General features: G+C 46.8%; 24 protein-coding genes. 5 read left to right on the top strand and 19 right to left on the bottom strand.

Going from position 1 to position 24773, the window contains the following annotated elements; translation table 11 throughout:
* Window positions 1–45: 45 nt before the first annotated feature.
* The 5 genes from RJ32_RS07315 to RJ32_RS07295 all read right to left on the bottom strand — a co-directional run bounded on the left by RJ32_RS07315 (window position 46) and on the right by RJ32_RS07295 (window position 5239).
* Entirely contained in the window at window positions 46–1089 is a 1044-nt protein-coding gene (locus RJ32_RS07315; protein ID WP_034820717.1) for a bifunctional glycosyltransferase family 2/GtrA family protein, read from the bottom strand.
* A 21-nt stretch (window positions 1090–1110) separates the two neighbouring features.
* Window positions 1111–1479 carry a hypothetical protein gene (locus tag RJ32_RS07310; RefSeq protein ID WP_034820714.1) on the bottom strand — a complete coding sequence of 123 codons (369 nt, stop codon included), beginning with the start codon at window positions 1477–1479 and terminating at the stop codon, window positions 1111–1113.
* Between the two features lie 75 nt (window positions 1480–1554).
* Window positions 1555–3228: a M28 family metallopeptidase gene (locus RJ32_RS07305; RefSeq protein WP_034820711.1), complete on the bottom strand. Its 1674-nt coding sequence runs from the start codon at window positions 3226–3228 to the stop codon at window positions 1555–1557.
* Between the two features lie 41 nt (window positions 3229–3269).
* Complete coding sequence (locus RJ32_RS07300; protein WP_034820708.1) at window positions 3270–3764, bottom strand: DUF192 domain-containing protein; 495 nt, start codon at window positions 3762–3764, stop codon at window positions 3270–3272.
* 68 nt (window positions 3765–3832) lie between these two features.
* Window positions 3833–5239 carry a YdiU family protein gene (locus tag RJ32_RS07295; RefSeq protein WP_034820706.1) on the bottom strand — a complete coding sequence of 469 codons (1407 nt, stop codon included), beginning with the start codon at window positions 5237–5239 and terminating at the stop codon, window positions 3833–3835.
* Between the two features lie 106 nt (window positions 5240–5345).
* Here RJ32_RS07295 and yvcK point away from each other — a divergent pair, with 106 nt between their 5' ends.
* Window positions 5346–6242, top strand: a complete 897-nt coding sequence (yvcK, locus tag RJ32_RS07290) for a uridine diphosphate-N-acetylglucosamine-binding protein YvcK (protein WP_034820704.1) — start codon at window positions 5346–5348, stop codon at window positions 6240–6242.
* Here the strand turns inward: yvcK and dcd are convergent.
* Both dcd and apbC read right to left on the bottom strand, forming a co-directional pair.
* Window positions 6239–6826, bottom strand: a complete 588-nt coding sequence (gene dcd / locus RJ32_RS07285; RefSeq protein ID WP_034820701.1) for a dCTP deaminase — start codon at window positions 6824–6826, stop codon at window positions 6239–6241. The genes yvcK and dcd overlap by 4 nt on opposite strands.
* Window positions 6827–6871: 45 nt before the next feature.
* Window positions 6872–7858, bottom strand: a complete 987-nt coding sequence (gene apbC, locus RJ32_RS07280) for an iron-sulfur cluster carrier protein ApbC (protein ID WP_235598927.1) — start codon at window positions 7856–7858, stop codon at window positions 6872–6874.
* 105 nt (window positions 7859–7963) lie between these two features.
* Here apbC and metG point away from each other — a divergent pair, with 105 nt between their 5' ends.
* Window positions 7964–9997, top strand: a complete 2034-nt coding sequence (gene metG, locus RJ32_RS07275) for a methionine--tRNA ligase (RefSeq protein WP_034820698.1) — start codon at window positions 7964–7966, stop codon at window positions 9995–9997.
* A 12-nt stretch (window positions 9998–10009) separates the two neighbouring features.
* On the opposite strand, the gene RJ32_RS07270 is transcribed toward metG, so the two are convergent.
* Window positions 10010–10312 (bottom strand): PilZ domain-containing protein, encoded by a 303-nt coding sequence (locus RJ32_RS07270; RefSeq protein WP_034820696.1) that lies wholly within the window; start codon window positions 10310–10312, stop codon window positions 10010–10012.
* Window positions 10313–10410: 98 nt separating this feature from the next.
* Between RJ32_RS07270 and hspQ the strand changes: the two genes are divergently transcribed.
* A complete protein-coding gene (hspQ, locus tag RJ32_RS07265) occupies window positions 10411–10722 on the top strand; it encodes a heat shock protein HspQ (protein WP_011233965.1) in 312 nt (103 codons plus the stop codon).
* A 61-nt stretch (window positions 10723–10783) separates the two neighbouring features.
* Window positions 10784–11152, top strand: a complete 369-nt coding sequence (locus RJ32_RS07260) for a histidine triad nucleotide-binding protein (RefSeq protein ID WP_011233966.1) — start codon at window positions 10784–10786, stop codon at window positions 11150–11152.
* A 5-nt stretch (window positions 11153–11157) separates the two neighbouring features.
* Here RJ32_RS07260 and RJ32_RS07255 read toward each other — a convergent pair whose 3' ends face one another.
* Both RJ32_RS07255 and ggt read right to left on the bottom strand, forming a co-directional pair.
* Window positions 11158–11598, bottom strand: a complete 441-nt coding sequence (locus tag RJ32_RS07255) for a hypothetical protein (protein WP_011233967.1) — start codon at window positions 11596–11598, stop codon at window positions 11158–11160.
* A gap of 6 nt (window positions 11599–11604) precedes the next feature.
* Window positions 11605–13344, bottom strand: a complete 1740-nt coding sequence (gene ggt / locus RJ32_RS07250) for a gamma-glutamyltransferase (RefSeq protein WP_034820693.1) — start codon at window positions 13342–13344, stop codon at window positions 11605–11607.
* 77 nt (window positions 13345–13421) lie between these two features.
* Here ggt and rrtA point away from each other — a divergent pair, with 77 nt between their 5' ends.
* Window positions 13422–13991 carry a rhombosortase gene (gene rrtA / locus RJ32_RS07245; protein WP_034820692.1) on the top strand — a complete coding sequence of 190 codons (570 nt, stop codon included), beginning with the start codon at window positions 13422–13424 and terminating at the stop codon, window positions 13989–13991.
* Window positions 13992–13999: 8 nt separating this feature from the next.
* Here the strand turns inward: rrtA and RJ32_RS07240 are convergent, their stop codons facing one another.
* The 9 genes from RJ32_RS07240 to RJ32_RS07200 all read right to left on the bottom strand — a co-directional run bounded on the left by RJ32_RS07240 (window position 14000) and on the right by RJ32_RS07200 (window position 24718).
* Window positions 14000–16483, bottom strand: coding sequence for a prolyl oligopeptidase family serine peptidase (locus RJ32_RS07240; RefSeq protein WP_034820691.1), 2484 nt, complete (start codon window positions 16481–16483; stop codon window positions 14000–14002).
* A 30-nt stretch (window positions 16484–16513) separates the two neighbouring features.
* Entirely contained in the window at window positions 16514–17152 is a 639-nt protein-coding gene (gene maiA, locus RJ32_RS07235) for a maleylacetoacetate isomerase (RefSeq protein ID WP_034820690.1), read from the bottom strand.
* Window positions 17152–18177, bottom strand: coding sequence for a fumarylacetoacetate hydrolase family protein (locus RJ32_RS07230; protein ID WP_034820689.1), 1026 nt, complete (start codon window positions 18175–18177; stop codon window positions 17152–17154). The genes maiA and RJ32_RS07230 overlap by 1 nt, the downstream gene beginning before the upstream one ends.
* Before the next feature lie 6 nt (window positions 18178–18183).
* Window positions 18184–19314 carry a homogentisate 1,2-dioxygenase gene (locus RJ32_RS07225; protein ID WP_011233973.1) on the bottom strand — a complete coding sequence of 377 codons (1131 nt, stop codon included), beginning with the start codon at window positions 19312–19314 and terminating at the stop codon, window positions 18184–18186.
* A complete protein-coding gene (gene hppD / locus RJ32_RS07220; RefSeq protein WP_034820687.1) occupies window positions 19307–20380 on the bottom strand; it encodes a 4-hydroxyphenylpyruvate dioxygenase in 1074 nt (357 codons plus the stop codon). Before hppD ends, RJ32_RS07225 begins: the two co-directional genes overlap by 8 nt.
* A 190-nt stretch (window positions 20381–20570) precedes the next feature.
* Window positions 20571–22151, bottom strand: a complete 1581-nt coding sequence (gene tyrR / locus RJ32_RS07215) for a transcriptional regulator TyrR (protein ID WP_034820685.1) — start codon at window positions 22149–22151, stop codon at window positions 20571–20573.
* Window positions 22152–22266: 115 nt separating this feature from the next.
* Window positions 22267–22608, bottom strand: coding sequence for a 4a-hydroxytetrahydrobiopterin dehydratase (locus tag RJ32_RS07210; protein WP_034820683.1), 342 nt, complete (start codon window positions 22606–22608; stop codon window positions 22267–22269).
* Window positions 22609–22627: 19 nt separating this feature from the next.
* Window positions 22628–23422, bottom strand: a complete 795-nt coding sequence (gene phhA / locus RJ32_RS07205; protein ID WP_034820680.1) for a phenylalanine 4-monooxygenase — start codon at window positions 23420–23422, stop codon at window positions 22628–22630.
* A 69-nt stretch (window positions 23423–23491) separates the two neighbouring features.
* Entirely contained in the window at window positions 23492–24718 is a 1227-nt protein-coding gene (locus RJ32_RS07200; RefSeq protein ID WP_034820676.1) for a PLP-dependent aspartate aminotransferase family protein, read from the bottom strand.
* Between the last annotated feature and the right edge of the window lie 55 nt (window positions 24719–24773).

Genomic DNA, 24773 nt, shown 5'->3' with positions numbered 1-24773 from the left:
CTCAAACTCCGGGTTTTCTTTTTAAAGTAATGAATTACTAAACCTTTAAGCCGCTTTTTTGAAGACCAATCTTTTTTGCCCACCATAACTTAGCAAAAAGACTAAACCTTCCGACAATGGCTTACCTATAAAAGGTGTCACCCCGAGATACCGGAAAGCCTCCGTAAGACCGTAATTAGCAGCCACCAGGGTAACGGCCAGACAACTGTACTTAGTTGCATCCCAGGCAATATGAGCGCCCTGTTTAAATACCCACTGGCGATTCAAAGAGAAGTTGAATACCCCGGAAATGAGTCGGGCCAGAACAATAGATTCCAGTACCTGACCAGAGAAAAAGTAAGCGGTCGCAAAAACCGAATAGTCGAGGCCGGCGGACACAATGCCAATACTCGCAAACTTTAAAAACTTTTGATAAATTTTTATCGAGTCAATGATAGGTCGATAATGACTGGTTTCGTTGCCCTCTTCATAAACTGTGGTTATTTCCTGGGAGTTTATGCGATAGCCGCAACGCTTAGCCGAAAGCAGCATTTCCAGCTCGAATTCATAACCTGAACTCGTAAAGTGAACAAGCTTTTCAAGAAAGCCTAACGGAATTCCGCGTAATCCTGTTTGGGTATCTTTAATATCCTGCCCCGTTACCAGTCGAAAAATAACCCGGGTAAATTTATTACCCAGTCTGGAACGGAAAGGTATGTCTTTTTCATCGAATGTGCGGCTGCCCATCCATAATTTATCCGGGTAGCCTTTTAGGCAGGTGCAGATGGCAAGAATGTCTTTCGCCATATGTTGGCCGTCTGCATCAGCGGTAACTGCGCCAGAACAGCGTTCATCTCTTTGCTCAAGAATCCAGTTAAATGCCGTGCGCAACGCCGCGCCTTTTCCCTGGTTTTTCTCATGCTCCAGAACATGGATGCGATGGCGACTAGACAATTGCTGAAAAACGTCTGAGAAGCGACTACCGTCATCAACAACAATAATACCCAGATAATGATTCCATTCTGGATCTTCAGTGGTAATTCTATCAACAAGCTCCAGCAAGTGCTGGTCGGGATCCAGTGCCGGAATAACAATATAAGGTTTTTTCATTCCAGCACTGAGCCTTTTTCTCTATGATCTTTTGTCCTGATCGTCTTTGATTTCGTACTCCCCGTCAATAACCGAACCACGGTCTTGCTGATTATTTTCATAATGTTCTTGTTGTTTTTGATGCTGCCGTTGTTGTTCCTGATAATGCTGTTTCGCCTGTTTGCGCATGCGCCATACCTGTTTAATGGTATGACGCTGACGCCACATAACCGGAATCATCAGCACGAATAAGACAGCTGCGATGACCATGCCAAAAGCTAGTCCAAGGCCTATCAGAACCAATAACAAAAAAAGGCCCAGCAAACGGCTGAGCCAGTTACCGGAGGATGACCCCCCGGTACGCGCACCCTGGTTGAAACGGACATAAACTTTATCTCGTTTATGAGTCATAACTGCTCCTAAAAAATGACTACAAAGCTAAGACAACATAAGGCACTGACCGTTCCTACAAGGTTATCTTAACGTCTATTTACGCATATCTTCTGTTGCTTTACGTGCCGCTTCAAATTCATTACCCGGTGCCCATTGCGGCCACTCCCGTGAGTTTGCTAACTCATTGCCAATTGAATAAAAAACGGACATATCCTGCTGTACACCGCGTAAGTCCCAGTTCTCATCAAATTCATCAGCGGGTTTATGATATGCATCACGAACATATATGGCTTTTTGCTCTTCGGTCCATTCACGGCCTTTTGTAATATGGTCATTGCCGCCTTCCGCATAAAGCATCGGCACTCCCTTTTTCGCCAGATTAAAATGATCAGAGCGATAGAACATACCAGCTTCTGGCGTTGGTTCAGGTGCTATATAACGATCTTGGGTCTTTATGTAGCGTTTCAAGTAGTCTTCCATAGAAGAATTGCCATAACCGACAACAATCATATCTTTCATCGGTCCATAAACATTCATCATGTCCATATTAATCCCACCTACAGCTTTACCTAATGGCAGCATAGGATGATTTGCATACCAGCCTGAGCCAAGTAGACCACTTTCTTCCGCGCCCACCGCGGCAAAGACAATAGAACGTTCTGGTTGTTTTCCTTTAGAAAATTCTTCAGCAAGTGCCATTAACGCCGCAGTACCCGATGCATTATCCTGAGAACCATTATAGATAGGATCATCTTCACGCACCGGGTCGGTTCCCAAATGATCATGGTGAGCCATGTAAATAACGTGCTCTTCCGGGTATTTTGAACCTTCAATGTAGCCAATAACGTTATTGGTATCTAAATACTCAAACTTATTTTTAACCGTCAGTGACGCTTGAATATTCAGTGGCTCAGGCTTGAATTCACCGCTTAGTGCCAGTTCGCGCATTTGATTTAAATCTTTACCAACACTAGCAAATAAAGCGTTAGCGCTTTCTTGTGTTACCCAACCCTCAATGGCTGAGCGATCCATGTTTTTATTTTCACGTTTTAAGTCAAAACGCACAGGAGAACCACCCGCAACAACACCCCAACCGTAACCGGCAGGACCTGTTTCATGTATCACAAATGCGGCTTTAGCCCCCTGACGCGCGGCTTCTTCATATTTATAGGTCCAACGCCCATAATAAGTCATGGCATTACCGTTAAATAACTCTGAATCACCAGTTGCATAACCTGGGTCATTCACCAGCATAACAACGGTTTTACCTTCAACATCCAGCCCTTCGTAGTCGTTCCAATCGTATTCAGGAGCAACAATACCGTATCCGACAAAAACAACGTCGCTGTTTTCGACTTTAACTTCGTCAACCACTCGCGGTGTCCACGCCATCATTTCAGTACGATACTTCATTGACTCTGGTGCTGCCTCTCCATCAAAGCTCAGAGAACTTACTTTATACGGCATCAATTTGACTAGAGGGACGGGTTGACGATAGCTGTCATTTTCCTGGTCATACGGCTTTAAACCCCACTCACGGAAATTATTCTCAATAAAGCTAACCGCTTTCTCACCACCGGCTGATGCCGGAGCACGTCCTTCAAACTCATCAGAAGATAACGTCTTCAGATAATCCCGGTAATTGGGATTAAAAGCTGAGTCCTGTATATCGGCAACCGCTTTATCGGTTTCTTTGTTTGATTCGTTTGCCGGCCCGCAGGCAGCCAAGACACTTAAGCTCAGTGCCCCCAATATGACGTACTTCATGGTTTCTCCTTTTTTATGACTCTTCATTATTATTTTTTACCTTATTTCTGCTTACAGCTTTCGCCCTCAGCTTCTCTTAATTGATCGCCCATACGAATATCATGCTCAGCAAAGAATCCGCCATTAACTTCAAGCACACTCCAGTATTTTTTTTCTGGAGAATAGCTGCGGCATTGTGTTGGATCATCGCTTCTGCAAGGCTTCATTGTAAAGGTTTTAACAATGCGGCCTTGCCGATCAAGGTAGGCTATATCTAACGGAATTAATGTCTGGTACATCCAGAAACCACTGTAGCCCGGGCGCTCATTTTCATAACGGAACCACATTCCGTTGTACTCACCCAATGACTCGCGCTGCATTAGACCCCGGGCTTGCTGCCGCTGATTATCCGCCAGTTCAACGGTCAACGGTTGCTCAAGCTCACCTAAACAGACCTCAGTTTTATCAAACTCTTGTGGCTCAGGAACATTCCACTGTTGCGCCATACTGCAAAAAGGTAAGGCGCTGATTAACATAAAAAGCACTCGGTAGTTCATTCGCTTAATCCTGTCTTCATTAATGATTCTGATTTTGTCCTATCCAGTGAGAGATCGCAATTCAAACTTCAGCTTGAGCAGGACAGTTCAGACACTTGTTCCTCCGCGGTTGGCGGTTTAGCCCATGAGCTTTCACGTAAACTTTCAGAAAAAGGCTTCATTAAGGCCTGAATGTAGTCGTGTAATAACGAGTCATCCCCGGCTTCTGCAGCCTCAATCACCCGCTGTGCGAGATGCGTTCTGACAATAACCCAGGGGTTCACTTGCTTCATGACGTCAATATCACTCTTTCCACTCACCGCGTTATTGTATTCCAGCCACCAACTTTCACCGCTCTGTGCCAAGAATCCTTTCGGCTCTCTCGCTTCAAGCGAATCAATTAAGTCGCGGAACGCCAATTGATAATCGACCTTGTTCACCTCCAACAGACTTAACCAGCCGCCTACCAGCTGCATTCTCTCGTCGGCAGGAACTGATGACATCCCCAAACGTTCTGTCATTCGTGTTAGGTAAGCCTTTCTGAGTTCAGGTTCGTAGGTTTCCAATGCAGACCGCAATTCATCCGCTTTAATTAAGGGGCTAATCGCCTGAGCCAGTCGCTGTAAATTCCAGAGTCCTACTCCTGGTTGCTGCAAAAGCCCGTAACGGCCGCCTGCGTCTGTATGGTTAAAAATCTTTTCCGGCTGGTAATCATCCAAAAAGGCATAGGGGCCAAAATCGAAGGTTTCGCCCGCTAAACTCATATTGTCAGTATTCATTACACCATGAATAAACCCATAAGCCTGCCAGGCCGCAATCATTTCTGCGGTACTCTTTACCACCTGAGAAAATTGTTCCGCAATATCGGCATCCGCTAAATGCGGCCAGGTCACTTCTATGGTGTCCTGCCAGAGATTTTTCATTGTCTCTTCCAACACGCGGTGAAAACAGTATTCAAAATGACCAAAGCGGACATGCGTCGTCGCGGTACGAGCCAGCATCGCGCCGGGTTCAACCCGCTCGCGCTGTATCGTCCCTTGTGTCGAAATTAGTGCCAGAGCGCGCGTTGTCGGGATATTGAGCGCATGCAACGCTTCACTTGCCAGCAACTCTCGTATAGAAGAGCGCAACACCGCCCTGCCATCAGCGCCCCGGCTGTATGGAGTCGGTCCGGCACCTTTGATATGGATATCCGTTATTCTGTCACCCACGACCGCCTGACCCAGCAAAAGGCCGCGGCCGTCACCTAAATAAGGATTAAAATGTCCAAACTGATGCCCGGCGTATTTTTGCGCAACAGGGTCACTTCCCGGCCAGGACTCAAGACCTCCTAACCACTCAGCCAATTTAGCTGGCGGCGTTTCTTCACTGGCTAATTCGGCCCATAACGGGTTGTTTAACCAACGTAAATTCGCCCCACCGTCAGGCTTAATTGGCTGTCGAGTTGTAATTTCGGGGAACTTACGGGCATAACGGTTATCAAAAACTATTGGCATACATCCTCCTGCTCATTAGATTGTTACACAGTCAGCGAGGCTTGCATAACTCATAATAAATCAGCTAAGGTCGCAACGTTTGGCCATTGGCAGCATAGGAAGCCGCATGCAACTACATTCTTTACGACGTATTACCGCAATAGGCGGTGGTCACGGACTCGGCCGGGTACTGTCGACTCTGTCGTTTATGAAACATAAGCTCGTCGGTATTGTAGCAACCACAGATAACGGTGGTGCAACCGGTCTGTTACGTGAATCTCAGCACTGCATTGCCTGGGGCGATATCCGCAACTGCCTGTCACAACTGGTTGAACAACCACTGGCTGCCGAAGTCCTGAATTATCGTTTTGACTGTACATCCTCACTGCACGGTCATAACTTCGGTAATTTGCTGCTTTATACGCTGGATCAACTCAGTGCCCGTCCGTTAGATGGCATACAACTCTTAAGTCGTTTGTTGAATATCGACAACCGCATACTGCCTATGTCGGAATGTCCGACCGATCTCATTGCCACAACCAATGACGGCATTCAGTGTCACGGTGAAATACGTATTGATAAGCTGCCGGTTATGCCACGCAAGCTGTCTTTATCCGGCACGGTTAAAGCCACCCCCGAAGCTATACGTCATATTCGCAGCAGTCAGTTAATATTACTGGGACCGGGAAGTTTCATGACCTCGGTAATGCCGCCGTTGCTCGTTAGTGGTATTCGTGATGCTTTGCTGACCACGCAAGCCAAAGTAGTGTTTATCGACAACCTGGTGGATGAAAACGGCCCCGCCGGCAAACTCAGTTTAGCTGAAAAAGTCGGTTTTATTGAGAAGCAATTGGGTAAACAGATTGTCGACTTAGTGCTAAGTAACAAAGAAGAAAAAGGCCTGAAGTTACCCGTTATTGGCGGTTTGCAGAGCGATGAAGATGTCTACTACCGCCATAACACAGGCAATTTACTGACGAAACTGGAAGAAGCGACAAAACAGCTGTTAGTTGAGAGCGCTTAACCACCGTCAGCCGAAATACGCGAAGCAACTGCGCTGTGCTGATCACGATATTTCGCGTCTTCACGTTTGTTATAAGGTCTTGCACAGGGACCACTGAGCTTTTCAAAGCTAATTGCCCCTATTTTCATACCTGCCCGCAGTGCTAATGGCAATTTACCACTGTTGTAAAACTCCAGAACAATTTGTCCGGACCAACCTGGATCAATGCGGTGCGCAGTCACATGCACCATCAATCCAAGACGCGCTAATGACGAACGGCCATCTAACCACCCCACCATATCGGCCGGTAACGTAATCGATTCATGAGTTACGGCTAGAGCAAACTCGCCGGGATGAATAAAAAAGGCCTGGTCACCCTTAAGCACAATTTCATCACTCATCACTTCACGAATGGCCGCTTCAATGGCTTCTCGTGAGCCGCTGATATCAATAAAAGGTGCCGCATGATCCTGCAGCACACGAAAATCATTGCCTAAATGAATATCCAGAGTCACGCCTGAGATATTGCTGGTTTGGGGTGCAGGTTCGACACCTATAATTCCATCTTTCAAATGCTGTTCTATTTCAGTGTCATTTAGGCGCATCGTTCATCAATCTCCGTGTTGTCATTTAAGACCTTAAGGCCAGTACTATAACGAATTTTCTTGCTGATAATAGAGGTTTGCTGCAACTTGTTGCGCTGAATTTAAAATTAGCTGACTTAACGGGTGTTCCGGCTGTGCTAACAATAGTGGTGTATCGCCATCCAGACTCTCGCGCAGCTCACTGTTCAAAGGCCACTGCCCCAATAACGGTAAGTTGTGTTCAGTTGCCATAACCGCCCCCCCGTTTTTGCCAAAAACCGCATCTTCATGCCCACACGACGGGCATTGGTAAAAACTCATGTTTTCCAATATGCCTATAAGCGGAATATTCAGCTTTTCAAACATAGCCACGCCTTTCTCAGCGTCTTTAAGTGCAACGGTTTGAGGTGTGGTTACTACCACCGCGCCAGTTACCGGTAATTTTTGTGCCATGGTCAACTGAATATCGCCAGTACCCGGCGGCATATCCACAATAAGATAGTCAAGCGCTGGCCAGGCCGTGTCTTTGTAAAGCTGCTGCAGAGCGCCACTTGCCATAGGACCGCGCCAAATAGTCGCATCGTTGTCCTCAACCAGGTATCCCAGCGAATGTACATGCAATCCGTGGCGCTCTAAAGGCATCATTTTATTGTTCTTGGTCAGCTCCATCTCTGAGCCGCCACCGCCAAGCATGGTCGGAATTGATGGCCCGTAAATATCGGCATCCAGCAAGCCAACCTTGGCGCCTAGCTGTGATAAAGCTAGTGCCAGATTCACACTGACAGAGGATTTCCCCACTCCGCCTTTGCCTGAGGAGACAACAATGACATTACCCGTGGTAAGCGGTAATTCCGGCTGTGAGTTCTTCAATTTTTTGATCTGACAATTAAGCTGCCAGTCAAACTCGCCCAGTTCAGAATCCTCTTGTATGGCTTTCAGCAAGGACTCGCCAGCAACAAAAGGCAAATTCAATACCCGTTGCTTACCGGAGCCAGTTACCCAGTTATCGGGTATGCCATTAGGCAATAAGGGGTGAGTAAAATCTTTCATCATCAACCTCGGGGATCTGTGTATCAGCCAAGAGCTATGCTAACATGAGCGGCATAAAACTTTAGGGTTTACATTCGATTAATCAACAAAACGGAAGCAGATTTTCGCATGAGCCAATCCGCACGTAAAATACTGGTTACTAACGCACTGCCTTACGCAAACGGCCCTATCCATATCGGTCACATGTTGGGCTATATTCAGGCCGATATCTGGGTACGCTTTCAGAAGCTGCGCGGTAACGAATGCCACTTCGTCTGTGCTGACGATGCGCATGGCACACCGATTATGCTGAAAGCCCAGCAGCTTGGTATAACGCCTGAACAGATGATTGGCGACATGCAACGCTCGCATGAATCCGATTTTAGTGACTTTTTAGTCGGTTTTGACCACTACTACAGCACGCACAGTGACGAAAACCGTGAGTTGGCTGAGACTATCTACACGCGTCTTGATAAAGCCGGACATATTAAAACCAAAGTCATTGAACAGCTGTATGACCCGCAAAAAGAGATGTTCCTGCCCGATCGCTTCGTTAAAGGCGAGTGTCCGGATTGCGGCGCAGAAGACCAGTACGGCGACAACTGCGATGTTTGTGGTGCAACATACGCACCAACCGACCTGAAAAACCCCAAGTCGGTGGTTTCTGGCGCAGAACCCGAACTGCGTGAGTCTGAACATTACTTTTTCGACCTGCCTGCATTTGGTGACATGCTAAAAAGCTGGACGCGCTCTGGCTCATTGCAAAATGAAATGGCGAACAAGCTCAACGAATGGTTTGAACAAGGCTTGCAACGGTGGGACATTTCCCGCGACGCGCCCTACTTTGGCTTTAAAATTCCCGGCACCGAAAATAAATACTTCTACGTATGGCTGGATGCGCCTATAGGCTACATGAGCAGTTTTAAAAACTATTGCTCAACCACAGGCAAAGCAGACTGGGACACTTATTGGCAAGCTGACAGCGAAGCCGAGCTTTATCACTTTATTGGCAAGGACATTATCTACTTCCACAGCTTATTCTGGCCTGCCATGTTAAAAGGTGCCGATTTCCGTCAACCAACCAATGTCTGGGCACATGGCTTTATTACGGTTAACGGGACTAAAATGTCCAAATCGAAAGGGACATTCATTAAGGCTCGTACCTACCTTGAGCATCTTGATCCGGAATATCTGCGTTATTACTTTGCAGCCAAACTGACAAGCCGTATTGACGATTTAGACCTAAATCTGACCGACTTCGCTCAACGGGTCAATTCAGACCTTGTTGGCAAGGTGATTAACATTGCCAGCCGCTGCGCCGGTTTTATTCAGAAGAAGTTCGATGGAAGACTTTCAGCTAACGTAGCTGACTCAGCACTGTTAGAAGACTTTCAGCTAGCCGGTGACAACATCGCTGAGCTTTATGAAAAACGAGAGTTCTCACGTGCCATGCGCGACATTATGGCGTTGGCTGATCGTGCGAACCAGTACATTGCGGATAAAGAACCCTGGCAGTTAATTAAGCAGGAAGGCAGCGAGCAGGAAGTTCATGAAATTTGCTCGTTGGGTATCAACCTATTCCGAGTGTTAATGGTTTATTTAGCGCCAGTTGTACCAAAACTGACCGAAGAAGTGCAGAGCTTCTTAAACGACAACTTCACCTGGGACAGCCACAAAATGGCTTTAACAGACCACCCGATAGACAAATTCAAAGCGCTCATGCAGCGCGTTGAAATGGATGACGTAAACGCCATGATTGACGCATCAAAAGAAGAGCAAGCTTCACAAGCTCCGGCTGTGGAAATCAATGACGAATTGAAGAAAGAACCCATTGCCGATGAAATCAGTTTTGACGATTTTGCTAAAGTTGATTTACGCGTTGCCCGCATAGCAAATGCTGAGCACGTCGAAGGTGCTGATAAGTTATTGAAACTGACATTGGATCTTGGCGGTGAAACTCGTCAGGTATTTGCCGGCATTAAATCAGCTTATGATCCGGAAGCATTGAAAGGTCAATTAACCGTTATGGTTGCGAACTTGGCACCTCGAAAAATGCGCTTTGGTTTATCTGAAGGCATGGTGCTTGCAGCAGGCCCGGGTAAAGATGAAATCTACATTCTGAACCCGCACGATGGCGCCAAACCCGGTATGAGAATAATGTAATCAATCGGGCAACTAGTCCATTGATATAATACGACACCCCAGAATAAAGTCGCCGCTGTTGTCTTCCAGTCTCTGACTGCGAACAACTTCAGCGGTAACTTTCAACGGGGCTATGGAACCAGACGAGCCAATTTCCGCAAATAAGCTATCGCCAATTTCTGCGTTATCAGGTAATTGCAAAGATAAACCAACCGCACTTAAATCAAGACAAATCCCCTGTAACTGCTGCTCTCCCTTTTCATTTTTAAGAGTAACCTTTACATCTGCATTGACTGCCATTCGCATGAAATTTCGATTTTCCGGGGATTCCAGCATGTTGTCCTCTTATTTGTATATTAAGTGTAAATCTTACTTAAGTTTTAGCACGCCTTAGCCGATAAAAAAACATTATCGGATAACATGGAACCGTCATCATGGTAGAAGCGAAGTTTTCAATTGGTCAACTTATCACACACAGCCTTTACGGTTACCGTGGCGTGATTATTGATGCTGACCCGTGCTTCACGCTATCTGACAGCTGGTACAATAAAATGGCAACCTCTAAACCGGCCAAAGATCAGCCGTGGTACCATATTTTAGTTAACAACTCGTCAATTCAGACTTATGTCAGTGAAAGCAGCTTAGAAGCCGACTTTTCAGAGCAGGCAATTCAACACCCAATGGTTGACCTTTTGTTTTCGGGAAAATCCGCCAGCCAATATAAGCTGTCCGAAAACCTCAACTGAATTTGCCGATGCCCAATGCTATAGTTACCATAGACTAAAATAGCGTAATAAGGGTAAGACAATGGCAGAAGAAACAATTTTCACAAAAATTATTAACCGTGATATCCCTGCGGACATTATCTACGAAGATGACAAAGCGCTTGCGTTTAAAGATATAAATCCACAAGCCCCGTTCCACTGTTTGATCATTCCCAAACAACCTATTGCGACAGCAAACGACATTAATGAAGACAACGCCGGTTTGGTTGGCCACTTGTACGTGGTTGCAGCTAAATTAGCAGCGGAACATAATTTTTCACAAGACGGTTACCGGTTAGTCATGAACTGTAATGAGTATGGTGGCCAGACGGTGTATCACATCCATCTACACATGCTGGCTGGAAAACAAATGGGCTGGCCACCTTATACCGATAAGAAAAAAGAAGCGTAAAGCAATTAAGGGCGATACCGGGTATCAAGAATTTTATCAACGACCCAGGCATCGTCCCTTTTAATCAGTACCACATCACGGCTGTCCTTCGCTCTCTCACCGTTGTGATAGCCGTCAAAAATGACCGTTACTCGTAAATCTTCCGAATTATTTAAGTAATCGGTAAAAGAGTTGGTTTCCACTTCAATTTCAACGGTTTCAAAATAGCGGCCAAGAACGTACCTCTGAACCGCACTAACCGCACCATAATGATCAATTAAGTCAGCCATACGCTCTGAAGACAGCTGTTTCGCCTGCTCTAAGTCTCCGTCTTTATAAATTGAGTCATAAAAACCCTGGATAACTTCTTCCGGCTGGGCTTGTGCATAATTTATCGGCTCGTCGTCTCCACACGCAGATAACGTCACTATAGTGAAAGCCACTACCAATAAGTTTATAATTTTCATCACCTGCTATTCTCCTTTTGCCACACCTTCGCGACGTGGGTCAGCACCGCCAATAAGAGTGCCGTCTGAATCAATGCTAACTCCGTGTAAGCCACTGTTTAAATCAATAACCTTAACGTCATGTCCGCGCTTCTCTAAATCTGCTTTGAGTTCACTTATGTCCCGACCTTTTTCCAGCGAGGTATAATCATTACGGTTAGTTACGTGACCAAGATTGATAGCGTGCTGGACGTTTAGGTTCCAGTCCAGCATGCCAACTAATGTCTGGCTGACATAATTAATAATTCGGCTGCCGCCGGGGGAACCTAACGCGTGTAAAACCTGTTCACCCTTCTCGTCCAGTACAATAATGGGATCCATTGAACTACGGGGGCGTTTACCCGCCTCAACTCTGTTCGCATACTTTTCTTTGCCATCGCCCGGCGCCAGAGAAAAGTCCGTTAATTGGTTGTTTAACAAGAAACCGCCGGCCATGACTGTTGAGCCGAAACCCATTTCAATACTGGTGGTCATAGACAATACATTACCTTCGGCGTCGACTATTGAGACATGGCTGGTATTTGGCAGTTCATAAGCAATATCCTGCTCATACTCGGGCTGTAACTGAACTCCCGGTTTTGCCTTGCCCATGTCATTTTCGGTAATTTTATCTGCCCGGCTCGACAAGTAAGTTTTGTCCAGCATGGCTTCAACTGGCATCTCTACAAAGTCAGGATCCGCAATCCATTGGTTCCTGTCGGCATAAGCCATGCGTGACGCCTGAGTAAACAAATGAACGAATTGTTCTGAATTAGGTTCAAGCTCACCTAACTCAAAGTTTTCCAGCACGCCTAGTGTTTGCAGTGTTGTAATCCCCCCAGAACTTGGAGGTCCCATGCCACAGACTTGATATTGTCGATATGCGCTGCATACTGGTTCGCGCAGTTTGGCTTTGTATTGGCTTAAATCTTTAAGACTTAATGCGCCTGGCTCGATAGGGCTGTTTTGTACCGCATCCACAATCTTTGCTGCCAGTTCCCCCTGATAAAATGCATCAGCCCCCTGCTCAGCAATAAGACTTAAGCTCTTTGCATAGTCAGGGTTCTTGAGAATGGACCCCGCTTTCAATGGCTCTCCGTTAGGGAAAAAGTAGTCGCTGGCTTCAGGCATTTTTTTCACACCAGGGTTAATCTCCATCTCAACCAGCTTGGCCAGTCGCGGAGATACTTCAAAACCCTCTTTTGAAAGTTCAATAGTTTGACTGAAAAGTGACGACCAATCCGCTTTGCCCCAACGTTTATGAGCTAATTCCAGGCCACGAATGACTCCCGGTGTCCCGACTGAACGGCCACCGACGACGGCGTCAATCCACTTAGGCGCATTACCTTCTTCATCCAGAAACAAAGACTCAGTAGCGTCCATAGGAGCAGTCTCACGCGCATCTATGCTGTACAGCTTGTTCTCTTCGTTATCCCAATACAGAATAAACGCACCGCCCCCCGGCCCCGATGACTGAGGTTCAACCAGCCCGAGCATAGCCTGTACAGCAATAGCGGCATCAACTGCAGAACCACCACGCTTTAAAACCTGATAGCCAGCGTCAACCGCGTGCGGGTTCGCTGCAGCCACCATAAAGTTATCGGCAGTTACCGCACTCTTCTCAACAAAGCCAGTTGCGGCTTCCGGTTCACGGGTTTCTTGTTCGGATGCAGGCGTACAGGCAGTTAATACGCTTGCAGCAATTATTGTCGGTAGCCAGAACTTCATAAGGCCTCATTCATATTGGGAGGAATTTCCCCTATCATACGAATCAGAAACCAATGACGCAACGAAAAGGAAAACGAATGGAGAGGTTTAATCAATACTGGGCAGGGCTTGCCCTTGTTCTGATTTTATCCATTTTTTTACAACTGATGCCTCAGTGGCACTCGTTACTGACTTTTAACTCAGAAACAGTTATGGCTGAAGGCTGGCCATTGATTAGCGCCCACTTTATTCATTTAGACTGGTGGCATGCGTTGTTTAACTTCATTGGGCTGGCGCTCATTGTTCTCATTTGGCGTGAATACTGGAGCACTCGGTGGCTAATAAACGCTCTGCTGATAAGCGGTGTTGCAACCTCTCTAATGCTCTGGATTATGCCGGTTAATTTAAGCTTTGTCGGTTTATCTGGTGTGTTACACGGACTGCTTGCTTATTGCTTAATTAAGGACATTCGTGCGGGTAAAAAATGGATGTTGCTTATTCTAATTGCACTTGTCGCAAAGGTCGTTGCCGAGTTACTTGGCTGGCAGCCGGAGCATTTTGTTGGCGAGCATGTCAGCTATATTCACGCTGCAGGTCTGCTGAGCTCATTACTGATTTATAAATTAGAACGGCGCCGCATTAGTGACGCCGTTCCCTTCGATAAGTAAAGTTCGTTTTACTTCAGGTTTTCTTCAAACAACTTAAAAATCCGACGGTATTCGTTCAGCCAACTTTCAGGCTGACGGAAACCGTGCGGTTCCACCGGATAAATTGCCGTTTCCCAGTCTTCTTTCTTCAGCTCAATTAAACGCTGCACAAGGCGAACACTGTCCTGAAAAAACACATTGTCATCAACCATCGGAGAGTTGATAAGCAGCGCATCTTCTAAACCTTCAGCAAAGTAGATAGGGGAACTGCGACGATACGCAATAGTATCGTCCTGCGGTAAATTCAGAATGTTTGAGGTATAGCTGGTGTTATAATGAGCCCAGTCAGTCACCGGACGCAAAGCAGAGCCAGCCTCGAATAAACCAGGCTCTTTAAACAAGGCCATAAAAGTCAAAAAGCCACCATAAGAACCGCCATAGGTTCCTAACTTGTCGCCATCAACGTTCAAGTCATTTTCTAAGTAAGTAGCAACGTCGACCAGGTCTTCAACTTCCGGCGTTCCCATTTGACGATAAATAGCGGTACGCCAGTCGCGTCCGTAACCTTTTGAACCGCGGTAGTCGAGGTCTGCAACCACATAGCCATTTTTATTCAGTAAGCTGTGGAACATGAACTCGCGGAAATAGCCTGACCAGCCCATGTGCGCGTTTTGCAAATAGCCGGCACCGTGAATGAACACAACCGCAGGATATTCTTCGGCTCTGTTTTCATCAAAACCTTCAGGCTTATAGATGCGGGTATAAATAGGCTCATCAACATGAGAAGACTCAACCCCGACCAGTTCCGGCGCAGTCCAGTCAATACTCAGGAACTTCTCCGAAACCGTATGTGTCAGGCGCTTAGCTGTTTGAGATGAGTCTACAGCTTTATGATAAAGCTCAGGTGGCATTAACGGTGTTGAATGAGTCAGCAACAGCTCGTCACTTTCAGGGCTGAGCTCAAATGCGGTCATACCATCAAGGTCAGTCAAAGCTTCCGGTTCGCCGCTACCATCGGTTTTCACCCGGTACACTTCGTAGATACCAGGATGTTCAATGTTCGCCTGAAAATACAGATAGTCTCCGCTACGATTTAAGTCGGCAGACTCGACAACATAATGACCTTTAGTTAACTGGCGCGTACTGCCATCAATGCTCGTCGCATACAACTGTGAATAACCATCAGCCTCGGACATGAACCACAACTCACTGCTGTTTAACCAACCAAACTCGTTGTGAGTGTAATTGATCCATGCATCGTCGTGTAAGCGGTCTTGAGAAACCAGTTTTTTACCGGCAGTATCAACAGTAGCAAGCCAGCGATCTTTGTTATCCCAGGCTTCCAGCATCACCGCAACTTCAGTTCCTTCAGCGTTCCACTGAATAGCACCGTTATCCCAACCCCAGTCGGACATCAGAGTTATTGGGCGCGGCTTCTCTTCAGAGGTGTAGCTTTCGCCTTCTGCCTCAAGGTTCTCGCGCTTCACTTCTGCCAGTACATCTTCGTTCCAGCCTGGTAAAGTGTTGTAAGTTAAGGTGGACTGGCTACCGTTAGTTAAATTCAGCAAAACCAACTGATGTTCAACCGGCTTAGCATCAGCCACACGGCGACGCACGTTCTCACTTTTTACGCGGCCGTCTTCACTGATGTAGTTCGGCATAATATCGCCTTCATCACGCCAGCTTTGCGGTTCAGTAATAGCTACCAGTAAAAAGTCACCTTTTGGTGATAAGCTGGCCGATACCAACTCTTTATTCTCAGGTAGATAGAAAGGCTCTGGTGCCAGGGTTGCGTTTTGTGCTTGTAAATCGGAACGCTGAGCAAAACGTTCTTCTGATGCCTTACGCTCTTTTTGCACATACTCAAGAAGTTCTTGCTCTTCGCGAGCCAGGTAATCTTTAGGTTCTTCGTTTGCCTTAGGCTTTTCTTTAAACGCTAATGAAGCAACCTGGCGGCTTAACCCTGAGTTCACGTCAATGACGAAGAAGTTATTGTCCTGCTGGTAACTTAACTGACCATTAGTCATGGGCTGCAGGTTGTGCTGGCGGGCATCGTCACGAGTTAATTGCCGAAGGCTACCGTCATTGAAACGAACAAAGATATTGCCTTCAAAGGTATAAGCCAAAAAGCTGTCATCAGCTGCATGAACTTTTTCATCGGCAACGTACTGATGCAGGTTTTCTATCGCCACTTTCTGTGGCTCACCTGCACCATTTTCCAGCATCATCAAATCGCGAATGTCACTGCCTTCGCGCTTTTGATAAAAAAGAATGTCCTCACCATCCATACTCCAGAAAGCCTGCTCCGGGAAACGTCCCATCCAGTCCGGATCAGCCATAATTTGTTCCATGGTGAGCTCGGCTGTTCCTTGCGCACTGGCAAGAGAGTTAGCTTGTATGGTTGGTGTGTTTTTCTGCGTGTCAGCAGTATTCGTATTCTGAGGAGAGGTTGATGCGCAAGAGGCGACAAACAATGCCGCCCCAATGGCAATCACCAGACGTGACTTCACCATATTATTATTTTCCTTTTTTGGATCCCTGGATTACTGTGCATCCGCTTGATTTTCAGGCCGAGCCTGTTGCACTGCGTCAAGCGCCTGCAAACGTTCATGCACCGCCATTAAAGTTGGATATGAAGTTAAATCCAAATTAAAGCGTTGCGCATTGTATACCTGAGGTATCAAACAGATATCAGCCAATGTTACCGAATTACCATAGCAATAATCACCTGCATACTCGGTAAGCCGCTGTTCAAATGCGGTAAAACTTTTTTCCACCCAGTTTGCGATCCAGGCTGAGCGTTGTTCGTCACTGCAGTTCAACTCACCGGTTAAATACTGTAGCACTCGTAAATTGGTAACAGGTTGCAGTTCGCAGGCCAAATCATAAGCCAGCGCTCTTGCCTTTGCTTTATCCGTGGGAGCGGAAGGCAGTAAAGGCGTGTCCGGATAGCACTCTTCCAGATACTCAATAATGGCTAAAGACTGATTTAACCTAACGTCACCATCTATAAAAGTAGGAACCAAGCGCGCAGGATTAAGCTTTCGATAAGCCTCACTGTGCTGTTGTCCACCGTCTTTTACTAAATGCACCGGTTCGTACTCGTACGCCAGCCCTTTGAGGTTTAACGCAATACGAACCCGGTAACTGGCGCTTGAGCGCCAGTAGCCGTAAAGTTTCATCACTTTTCAGGACCTTCGTATTGAACAACTTTTTGGTTAATGGTGCCGAATATTGACTGGCCACCATCATCTTTCATTTCCATTTTGATGGTGTCACCAAATTGCATAAACTGCGTCGCCGGCTTGCCATCACGAATGGTTTCAATCATACGCACTTCGGCAATACAGCTGTAGCCAACACCACCTTCTTCAATAGAGGTTCCGTGGTCAGTTCCCTGTTTATTGGAAACTGTACCCGAGCCAATAATAGCACCAGCCCCTAAATGACGAGTCTTCGCTGCATGAGCAACCAACTGGCCAAAGTCAAAGGTCATATCTTCACCGGCATTAGGTTTACCAAAAGCTTTACCGTTGTACTCTGACAATAGTGGTAAATGCACCTTGTTGGCTTTCCACGCGTCGCCCAGTTCATCTGGTGTTACCGCGACCGGCGAAAAAGCTGAGGATGGTTTACTCTGGAAAAAGCCAAAACCTTTTCCCAGCTCGCCCGGAATAAGCCCGCGCAATGAAACGTCATTAACCAGCATCAATAACTTAATGTGCTGCCCGGCGGTCTTAGCATCAATACCCATTGGAACATCGTCAGTAATAATGGCAATTTCGCCTTCAAAATCGATGCCCCATTCAGTGCTGCCCATTTCAATATCGTCGTAAGGCGCTAAGAAATCATCAGAACCGCCCTGGTACATTAAAGGATCTTCCCAGAAGCTCGGTGGCATCTCGGCACCACGTGCACGCCGAACTAATTCAACGTGGTTTACATAGGCACTGCCATCAGCCCACTGATACGCACGAGGTAGAGGCGACTCACATAAAGCTTCATCGAACTGGATACTGCCATCCACGTCGCTGTCGTTAAGCTGCTGATAGATTTTTTCGAGCTTAGGTGCAATGCCGTCCCAGTTGTCGAGCAACTCTTGCATACAAGACGCAATGGCCGGAACCGCTACTGCCGAATTTAAGTTTCTGCTGACGACCATTAACTGACCGTCACGAGTACCATTTCTGTATGTGGCGAGTTTCATAAGTTGTTATTTCTCCTGCCAACTGTAGACGTAGTCCGGGTTTTCAACCGCTAAAGCCTCATCACTTGCTTGCAAGGCATCGCGGGTATCAAGCATAACCGCAACTTCGTCTGTGAATTTCTTTTTATGCTCACGCCCGGCTTTAAACGCTTTCGGGTGTGGGCCATGAGTAAATCCTGCCGGATGGAAGGTTACCATACCGCGGTCGATATTATCACGACTGAAAAAGTCACCTTCATGATAGAACAGCACTTCGTCGTAATCGTCGTTGTTGTGGTAGAAAGGCACCTTCAATGCGCCCGGATCTGACTCGATAGGACGCGGAACAAAAGTGCAGACCACAAAACGATCAGCAACAAAAGTTGTATGCGCTGAAGGCGGCAAATGATAACGATGGCTCATTAACGGCCGGATATCGCGCCAGTTTAAACGAACCGGAGCTAATTCTCCGTGCCAGCCTATCGCATCCAGCGGGTTATAAGGGTAAGTGATAACCGACACCTGCTGATGACGTTTTACATACACCTGCCACTGTTCTTCGCTGTATTGCGCCTGAAACGCCTCATCGATATCCGGTGTATCCAGAACTGCCGGGTCAAAAATAGCATGATTACCCACCAGACCTTTCTCCGGCAGGCTATAAGAGCCATTTGTTGCTTCAATCATCAGCAACTGCATGGTTTCATCGGGCTCAAGACGCCAGTTAGTAGAACGGGGAATTAAGAAGTAGTCCCCTTTCACCAGGTGAATATGCCCGTAGTCACAATGCAGATGACCACTGCCTTCATGAACAAAGAGCAAGTCATCGCCGTCGGCATTACGCACTAAATAATCCATTTTGCTATGGCAATGCCACAAGCGAAAACGGCAGTTATTATTGTGCAATAAGTCAGGCGTTAACCAGGGGTTTTCCGGAGCTATGGCTTCTAGCTTGTTAAAATCGAAAGCCCGTGGGCGCAGAGGCCCACGCCACTCCGACCAACCGGTCGGAGCATGCTGATGGTGAAAATGCGTGGCCGGACCGAAAAAGCCACTACGACCAGCTTCACGTTCATAAATGGCTTGCTCCGGAAAATCAGCGTGGGCCTGTCGAGATGACTTGCCCACCTGTTTCGGAAAGCTGATCCATTTACGCATCGCTTAACACTCCCCGGCGGATCTGATCTTCTTCAATGCTTTCGAATAGCGCTTTGAAGTTACCTTCGCCGAAACCTTCGTTGCCTTTACGCTGAATGATTTCAAAGAACACCGGACCAATTACGGTTTGAGTAAAGATTTGCAGTAAAATGCCATCTTTCATTGGCGCACCGTCGATTAGAATACGCTGTTCACGTAGTGCGTCTAAATCTTCCTGATGCCCTTCAACGCGGTCATTCACTTTCTCGTAGTAAGTTTCCGGCGTATCCATGAAGTCCATGCCAATAGAACGCAGGTCTTTTACGGTTTTGTAGATATTGTCACTGGTTAAAGCAATGTGCTGAATACCCTCGCCTTTGTACTCTTTTAAGTACTCTTCGATTTGCGATTTATCATCGTGAGATTCATTAATTGGAATACGGATCTTACCGCAAGGCGCTGTCATCGCGCGGCTTAACAGGCCTGTCAGTTTGCCTTCAATGTCAAAGTAACGAATTTCACGGAAGTTACCAATGCGCTCATAGAAGCCAGCCCAGGTATCCATGTTGCCGCGGAATACGTTGTGCGTCAGATGGTCTATTTCAAACAGACCAGCGGCGTGCCCGCTCATTTTCGCTTCCCAGTTTTCATAGAAGTCGAAATGCTGCTTATAAATTTCATGGTTTTCGTAGTTGTCGACAAAATACAACGCACTTTCGCCAATACCAAACACTGCCGGAACACCTTCAACAACGCCTTTATCCGCAGGGAATGCTTTGGCACCGTTATCAAGTGAATGCTTCAATGCATGAGCCGAATCTTCCACACGCCATGCCATACCACAGACACTCGGACCATGGTCTTTCGCAAACTCTTCAGCCTGCCCACCCGGTTCAGCGTTAATAATGAAATTAATGTCGTTCTGTTTGTACAACCAGGCCTGCTTGCTCTTGTGCTTAGCCACTTCAGTGAAACCCAGTTTGTCGAACAAGTCTTTTAACGCATCAATGCCTTTCTGATCCGGAGCGGTATATTCAACGAACTCAAAACCGTCTGTATTTAACGGATTAATCATTTTATCTGTCATGGTTACTTCCTCTTATTATTCGGTTGTTAACACCATGACTGTAGCGGTAGTTGTGGGGAAAAGGCGAATAAGAGGAGAAGATAGCAAATTACTGAAGTTAAGGTTAAAACGTAAAGTTTAATGTACAGGCTGAACACTTACTCTGGATCAAGGTACAGCCTGTTTGACTTGTAAAGCTTTTGTTACAAGGCTACTTTTTTGTCTGTTCTGCTTTACGGGCACGACCACTACGTTGCTTACCAATGCCATAATCGCGTAATTTATTGGCCACTGCGGTATGGGAAAGCCCTAAACGTTTTGCCAGTTGCCTTGTACTGGGGAAGCTTGGGTACAAACGACGTAAAACGTGGCTTTCAAAACGACGAACTGCATCGTCCAGGCTCATATCGTCAATATCCAACGCTAACTGATCATCTTCCTGATTCAACTCAGGCAAACGGATATCCGCGGGCTCCAGCGTATAACCTTCTATCATTGAAACCGAGCGGAACATAGTGTTCTCCAACTGGCGCACGTTGCCCGGCCACTGGTAACGCTTGAGCCGCTCTTTCGCCGCCCGACTTAAACTTACCTGACTGCGCCCGAGCTTTTTACAGGCCTGAGTCACAAAATGCTCTGCCAACAATAAAATATCGCTTTTGCGTTCACGCAGTGGCGGGACATTCAGTGCCAAAACGTTAAGCCGATAATACAAGTCTTCGCGAAATTCGCCGTTTTCAACGAGTTCGTATAGATTACCCTGAGCAGTACAAATAACTCGCACGTCTACGCTCACTTCCTGCTCTTCGCCAATGCGGCGAAACACACCGTCTTCTAAAAAGCGTAGTAATTTTGCCTGCAGGCCAATAGACATTTCACTGACTGAGTCCAGTAATACTGTGCCCCCGGCAGATTGTTCCAGAACCCCGGTTTTACGAGTGCTCTGGCTACTTATGCTGCCTTCGCCATGACCAAACAGTTCGCTCTCAGCAACATTGTCCGGTAGTGCCGCACAATTTATGGCCAAAAAGGATTTATCCTGACGCTGGCTGGCTAAATGACAGGCTTTTGCCAGCAGCTCTTTACCGACACCCGTTTCACCTTCAATTAACAGCGGCGCGTCAAGCTCTGCCATACGCTGGGCATCTTTAATCACGCGTTTCATAGTGCTGTTATCGGTCAGCAGGCGCTCAAAGGCTTTTTCATTGTCCTGACTTTGCCAGGTTGCCGTAACCGGCTCAGACTTACAGGTCATTACCGCACCGGCAAACGCCGTACTGCCTTCTTCGTCGTTAACCCAGATAGGCAGTAATTGAGCGTAGTACTCTGAATTGCCTATGGTCACGGCCTCGTAAATAGGGTCACGAGGCTTTTTATCCAGCCATCGCTGTAACGAGATGCCATGCACATAATGCATCAGCGGCTCGCCTTTAAGGCTGTCTTCCTGACCCGCTAATAAACGTAAACCGGCGTCATTGATAATATCGATATGACCTTTGCTATCAATGGAAAGAACCGGATCCGGCAAGGTACTTAACAGCAAACTAAATTCATAATGCTCGCGTTCAAACGGCATGTAAGGAATGGTTTTTACGTCAATAATATTGGGAATGCGACGAATCTGAGGCATCAAATGCCGAAAATCATCGAAGGCTAATTCAGGAAAATTGAGGAAGATTTTTCCTTTAGGATCGACTTCAATGCCACGTAAATCAATTTCGTGGTCTCGCAAAATTTGCAGAACATCCTGACAGATACCCAGACGGTCATCACACGTTATCTCAAGTCGCATAAACCCTACTGCATTGAACTAAATGTAAAGCAAATAGTACACTATTGTTCGCGCTTAAAAAACAAAAACCCCGGCCAATAGACCGGGGTTCCATGCAGTTCATCGACAAAGCTGGCTAAGCGTCAAGTACACTGTCGGTTTTTGCCGCCATAATAAAGTCATTTTTATGCAAACCGTTAATGGCGTGGGTCCACCAGGTAACCGTTACTTTGCCCCATTCAGTCACCAGCTCAGGGTGATGTTTTTCTTCCTCAGCAAGGTCACCTACGCGGTTAGTAAAAGCCAGTGCCTGCTTAAAGTTTTTAAACTTAAATTCGCGCTGCAACATCATAACGTTGTCGTTTGTTACCGGCGTCCAGTCAGGTATCTCACGCATCAGCTCTTTCAGTTCTTCATCGCTGACTTGTGGCGCGTCTGCATGACACGCTTCACAACGTGCATTTTCCAAGTTTGACATTCTTTAATACTCCTTTGCCTTAAGCTGCATCTTTTGGTGGAAATTTTGGCTCAAACAACCCTAACTCCATAGCTTCATGAACCAGCGACATGATATCCATATCGGATATCTTAAACAGCTCGTCCACACTCTCTATGGTGTAGTAGATAGGTTGAATAATATCAATTCGGTACGGTGTACGTAGCGCATCTAATGCTTCCAATGGTTTGCGCTCTGGCGTATCGCTGTTAACGGCGTATTCCGTTTCAGCCGGAGACGATAAAATACCGCCACCATAAATTCGGATACCCTCTTCGGTTTTCAATAACCCGAACTCTACGGTAAACCAATACAGACGAGCCAGGTAGACCCGCTCTTTAGGTGTAGCTGCATAACCCAATTTACCGTATTGGTGAGTAAAATGCGCAAACGCCGGGTTAGTTAATAGCGGGCAGTGTCCGAATATTTCGTGAAAAATATCAGGTTCCTGTAAGTAATCAAACTCTTCCCGTGTGCGAATAAAGGTTGCTACCGGAAACTGCTTGTTTGCCAGTAAGCGAAAAAACTCGTCAAATGGAATTAACGCTGGAACTGCTGCAACTTGCCAGCCTGTCTCTCTCTCCAGCACATTATTAATTTCATGCATTTGTGGCAAGCGATCCTTCGGCAAGTCGAGTAACTCCAGTCCCTTCATATACTCATCGCAAGCTTTACCCGGTATGCATTCCAACTGACGTTCGACCAAATCCTTCCAGACCTGATTTTCTTCGTCACTCCACTGAATAATACCGTTTTCATCCGGTTGCCTTGATACGTATTGACTTTGTTTACCCATAATTCAGCCTTGTTGCTTCCTCATTAATGTTTGATCGTTTTTGTTATTATTAGTTCATGTTTTGCAGAATTACGCGGACTTCTGCCACTGCACGCGGCAGGCCTCCAGCGCCTGTTCAAGATCCGCAATAATATCGTCTGCTGCTTCTAAGCCTACAGCAATTCGAATCAATGTATCCGAAATCCCAGCTTTAAGACGAGCCTCCGGCGTATAAGGGGAATGCGTCATTGACGCCGGGTGCTGAATGAGAGTTTCAGCGTCGCCCAGACTCACTGCCAGAGCTATCATCCGCAATTGATTCAGAAAGTAACGTGCTTTCGCTTCATCGCCTTCCAGTTCAAAAGCGATAACCGCCCCATTACGGCTCATCTGTTTACCCATTAAAGCTTGTGCCTCGTGGTCAGGAGCTCCGGGGTAGTAAATCTTCTTTATATCATTGCGCGCATCAAGAAAATTATAAACCGCATCGGCGTTTTCGCAGTGACGCTGCATGCGCACATCCAGGGTTTTCAGACCACGCAGTATAAGCCAGGCGTCGTGTGGACTGATGGTCGCGCCCATATCTTTTAAGGTCGTACTTTTAATGGTGTTAATATCGTCGTCACTGCCACAAATAATCCCGGCGACCACGTCACCATGACCATTAAGGAACTTAGTTGCACTGTGCACAACAATATCGGCACCATGTCGTTTGGGCTGCTGCATCAGTGGCGTCATAAAGGTATTATCTACCACCAGACGAATGTCTGAGTCAGCGATTACTGCATGAACTTTTTCAATATCGACCACTTTCAGATGCGGGTTAGCCGGGGTTTCCAGAAAAACTAAGCGGGTATTTTCGCGCAAGGTTTCTTTCAACAGGCCTTCGTTGTTTAAATCAATAAAGTCGGCTTCGACGCCGAAGCGCTCAAACAACTCACTGAACAATGCAAAACTGCAACCGTAAATGGCATCAGATACCACAATATGATCACCGCTGCGCACAAAAGCCATAGTAGCAGCCGCAATAGCACCCATCCCGGTCGCTGCCGCCGCAGCAGCTTCATAGCCTTCCAGCGATGCCATTCGGCGCTCTAGTTCTGCTGTTGTCGGGTTACCTAAACGGCTGTAAATATAGCCTTCTTCCTCGCCGGCAAAGCGACGAGTGCCCTGCTCCGCAGAAGAAAACCGAAAAGTCGATGTCTGATAAAGTGGCGCAGTTAACGCCCCGTGAGGGTCGTCATGCGCGGCTCCTGCATGAATGACCTGAGTCGCTGGCTGCCATTTATTATTATGTGGTTTTAAATCAGAAGACATGCGTTTTGGCTCGTTTGTCAGAAATTTGTTAACGAGCAACAGAGTGCAACGAGCT

Origin of the sequence: Idiomarina sp. 28-8 (assembly GCF_000320945.2) — a bacterium.
Classification (GTDB): domain Bacteria; phylum Pseudomonadota; class Gammaproteobacteria; order Enterobacterales; family Alteromonadaceae; genus Idiomarina; species Idiomarina loihiensis.
This window is presented reverse-complemented; position numbering and strand designations above follow the sequence as displayed.

Coding starts and splice junctions, on each gene's coding strand:
- RJ32_RS07315 (WP_034820717.1), bottom strand. CDS start 1,089: ATGAAAAAACCTTATATTGTTATTCCGGCACTGGATCCCGACCAGCAC.
- RJ32_RS07310 (WP_034820714.1), bottom strand. CDS start 1,479: ATGACTCATAAACGAGATAAAGTTTATGTCCGTTTCAACCAGGGTGCG.
- RJ32_RS07305 (WP_034820711.1), bottom strand. CDS start 3,228: ATGAAGTACGTCATATTGGGGGCACTGAGCTTAAGTGTCTTGGCTGCC.
- RJ32_RS07300 (WP_034820708.1), bottom strand. CDS start 3,764: ATGAACTACCGAGTGCTTTTTATGTTAATCAGCGCCTTACCTTTTTGC.
- RJ32_RS07295 (WP_034820706.1), bottom strand. CDS start 5,239: ATGCCAATAGTTTTTGATAACCGTTATGCCCGTAAGTTCCCCGAAATT.
- yvcK (WP_034820704.1), top strand. CDS start 5,346: ATGCAACTACATTCTTTACGACGTATTACCGCAATAGGCGGTGGTCAC.
- dcd (WP_034820701.1), bottom strand. CDS start 6,826: ATGCGCCTAAATGACACTGAAATAGAACAGCATTTGAAAGATGGAATT.
- apbC (WP_235598927.1), bottom strand. CDS start 7,858: ATGATGAAAGATTTTACTCACCCCTTATTGCCTAATGGCATACCCGAT.
- metG (WP_034820698.1), top strand. CDS start 7,964: ATGAGCCAATCCGCACGTAAAATACTGGTTACTAACGCACTGCCTTAC.
- RJ32_RS07270 (WP_034820696.1), bottom strand. CDS start 10,312: ATGCTGGAATCCCCGGAAAATCGAAATTTCATGCGAATGGCAGTCAAT.
- hspQ (WP_011233965.1), top strand. CDS start 10,411: ATGGTAGAAGCGAAGTTTTCAATTGGTCAACTTATCACACACAGCCTT.
- RJ32_RS07260 (WP_011233966.1), top strand. CDS start 10,784: ATGGCAGAAGAAACAATTTTCACAAAAATTATTAACCGTGATATCCCT.
- RJ32_RS07255 (WP_011233967.1), bottom strand. CDS start 11,598: ATGAAAATTATAAACTTATTGGTAGTGGCTTTCACTATAGTGACGTTA.
- ggt (WP_034820693.1), bottom strand. CDS start 13,344: ATGAAGTTCTGGCTACCGACAATAATTGCTGCAAGCGTATTAACTGCC.
- rrtA (WP_034820692.1), top strand. CDS start 13,422: ATGGAGAGGTTTAATCAATACTGGGCAGGGCTTGCCCTTGTTCTGATT.
- RJ32_RS07240 (WP_034820691.1), bottom strand. CDS start 16,483: ATGGTGAAGTCACGTCTGGTGATTGCCATTGGGGCGGCATTGTTTGTC.
- maiA (WP_034820690.1), bottom strand. CDS start 17,152: ATGAAACTTTACGGCTACTGGCGCTCAAGCGCCAGTTACCGGGTTCGT.
- RJ32_RS07230 (WP_034820689.1), bottom strand. CDS start 18,177: ATGAAACTCGCCACATACAGAAATGGTACTCGTGACGGTCAGTTAATG.
- RJ32_RS07225 (WP_011233973.1), bottom strand. CDS start 19,314: ATGCGTAAATGGATCAGCTTTCCGAAACAGGTGGGCAAGTCATCTCGA.
- hppD (WP_034820687.1), bottom strand. CDS start 20,380: ATGACAGATAAAATGATTAATCCGTTAAATACAGACGGTTTTGAGTTC.
- tyrR (WP_034820685.1), bottom strand. CDS start 22,151: ATGCGACTTGAGATAACGTGTGATGACCGTCTGGGTATCTGTCAGGAT.
- RJ32_RS07210 (WP_034820683.1), bottom strand. CDS start 22,608: ATGTCAAACTTGGAAAATGCACGTTGTGAAGCGTGTCATGCAGACGCG.
- phhA (WP_034820680.1), bottom strand. CDS start 23,422: ATGGGTAAACAAAGTCAATACGTATCAAGGCAACCGGATGAAAACGGT.
- RJ32_RS07200 (WP_034820676.1), bottom strand. CDS start 24,718: ATGTCTTCTGATTTAAAACCACATAATAATAAATGGCAGCCAGCGACT.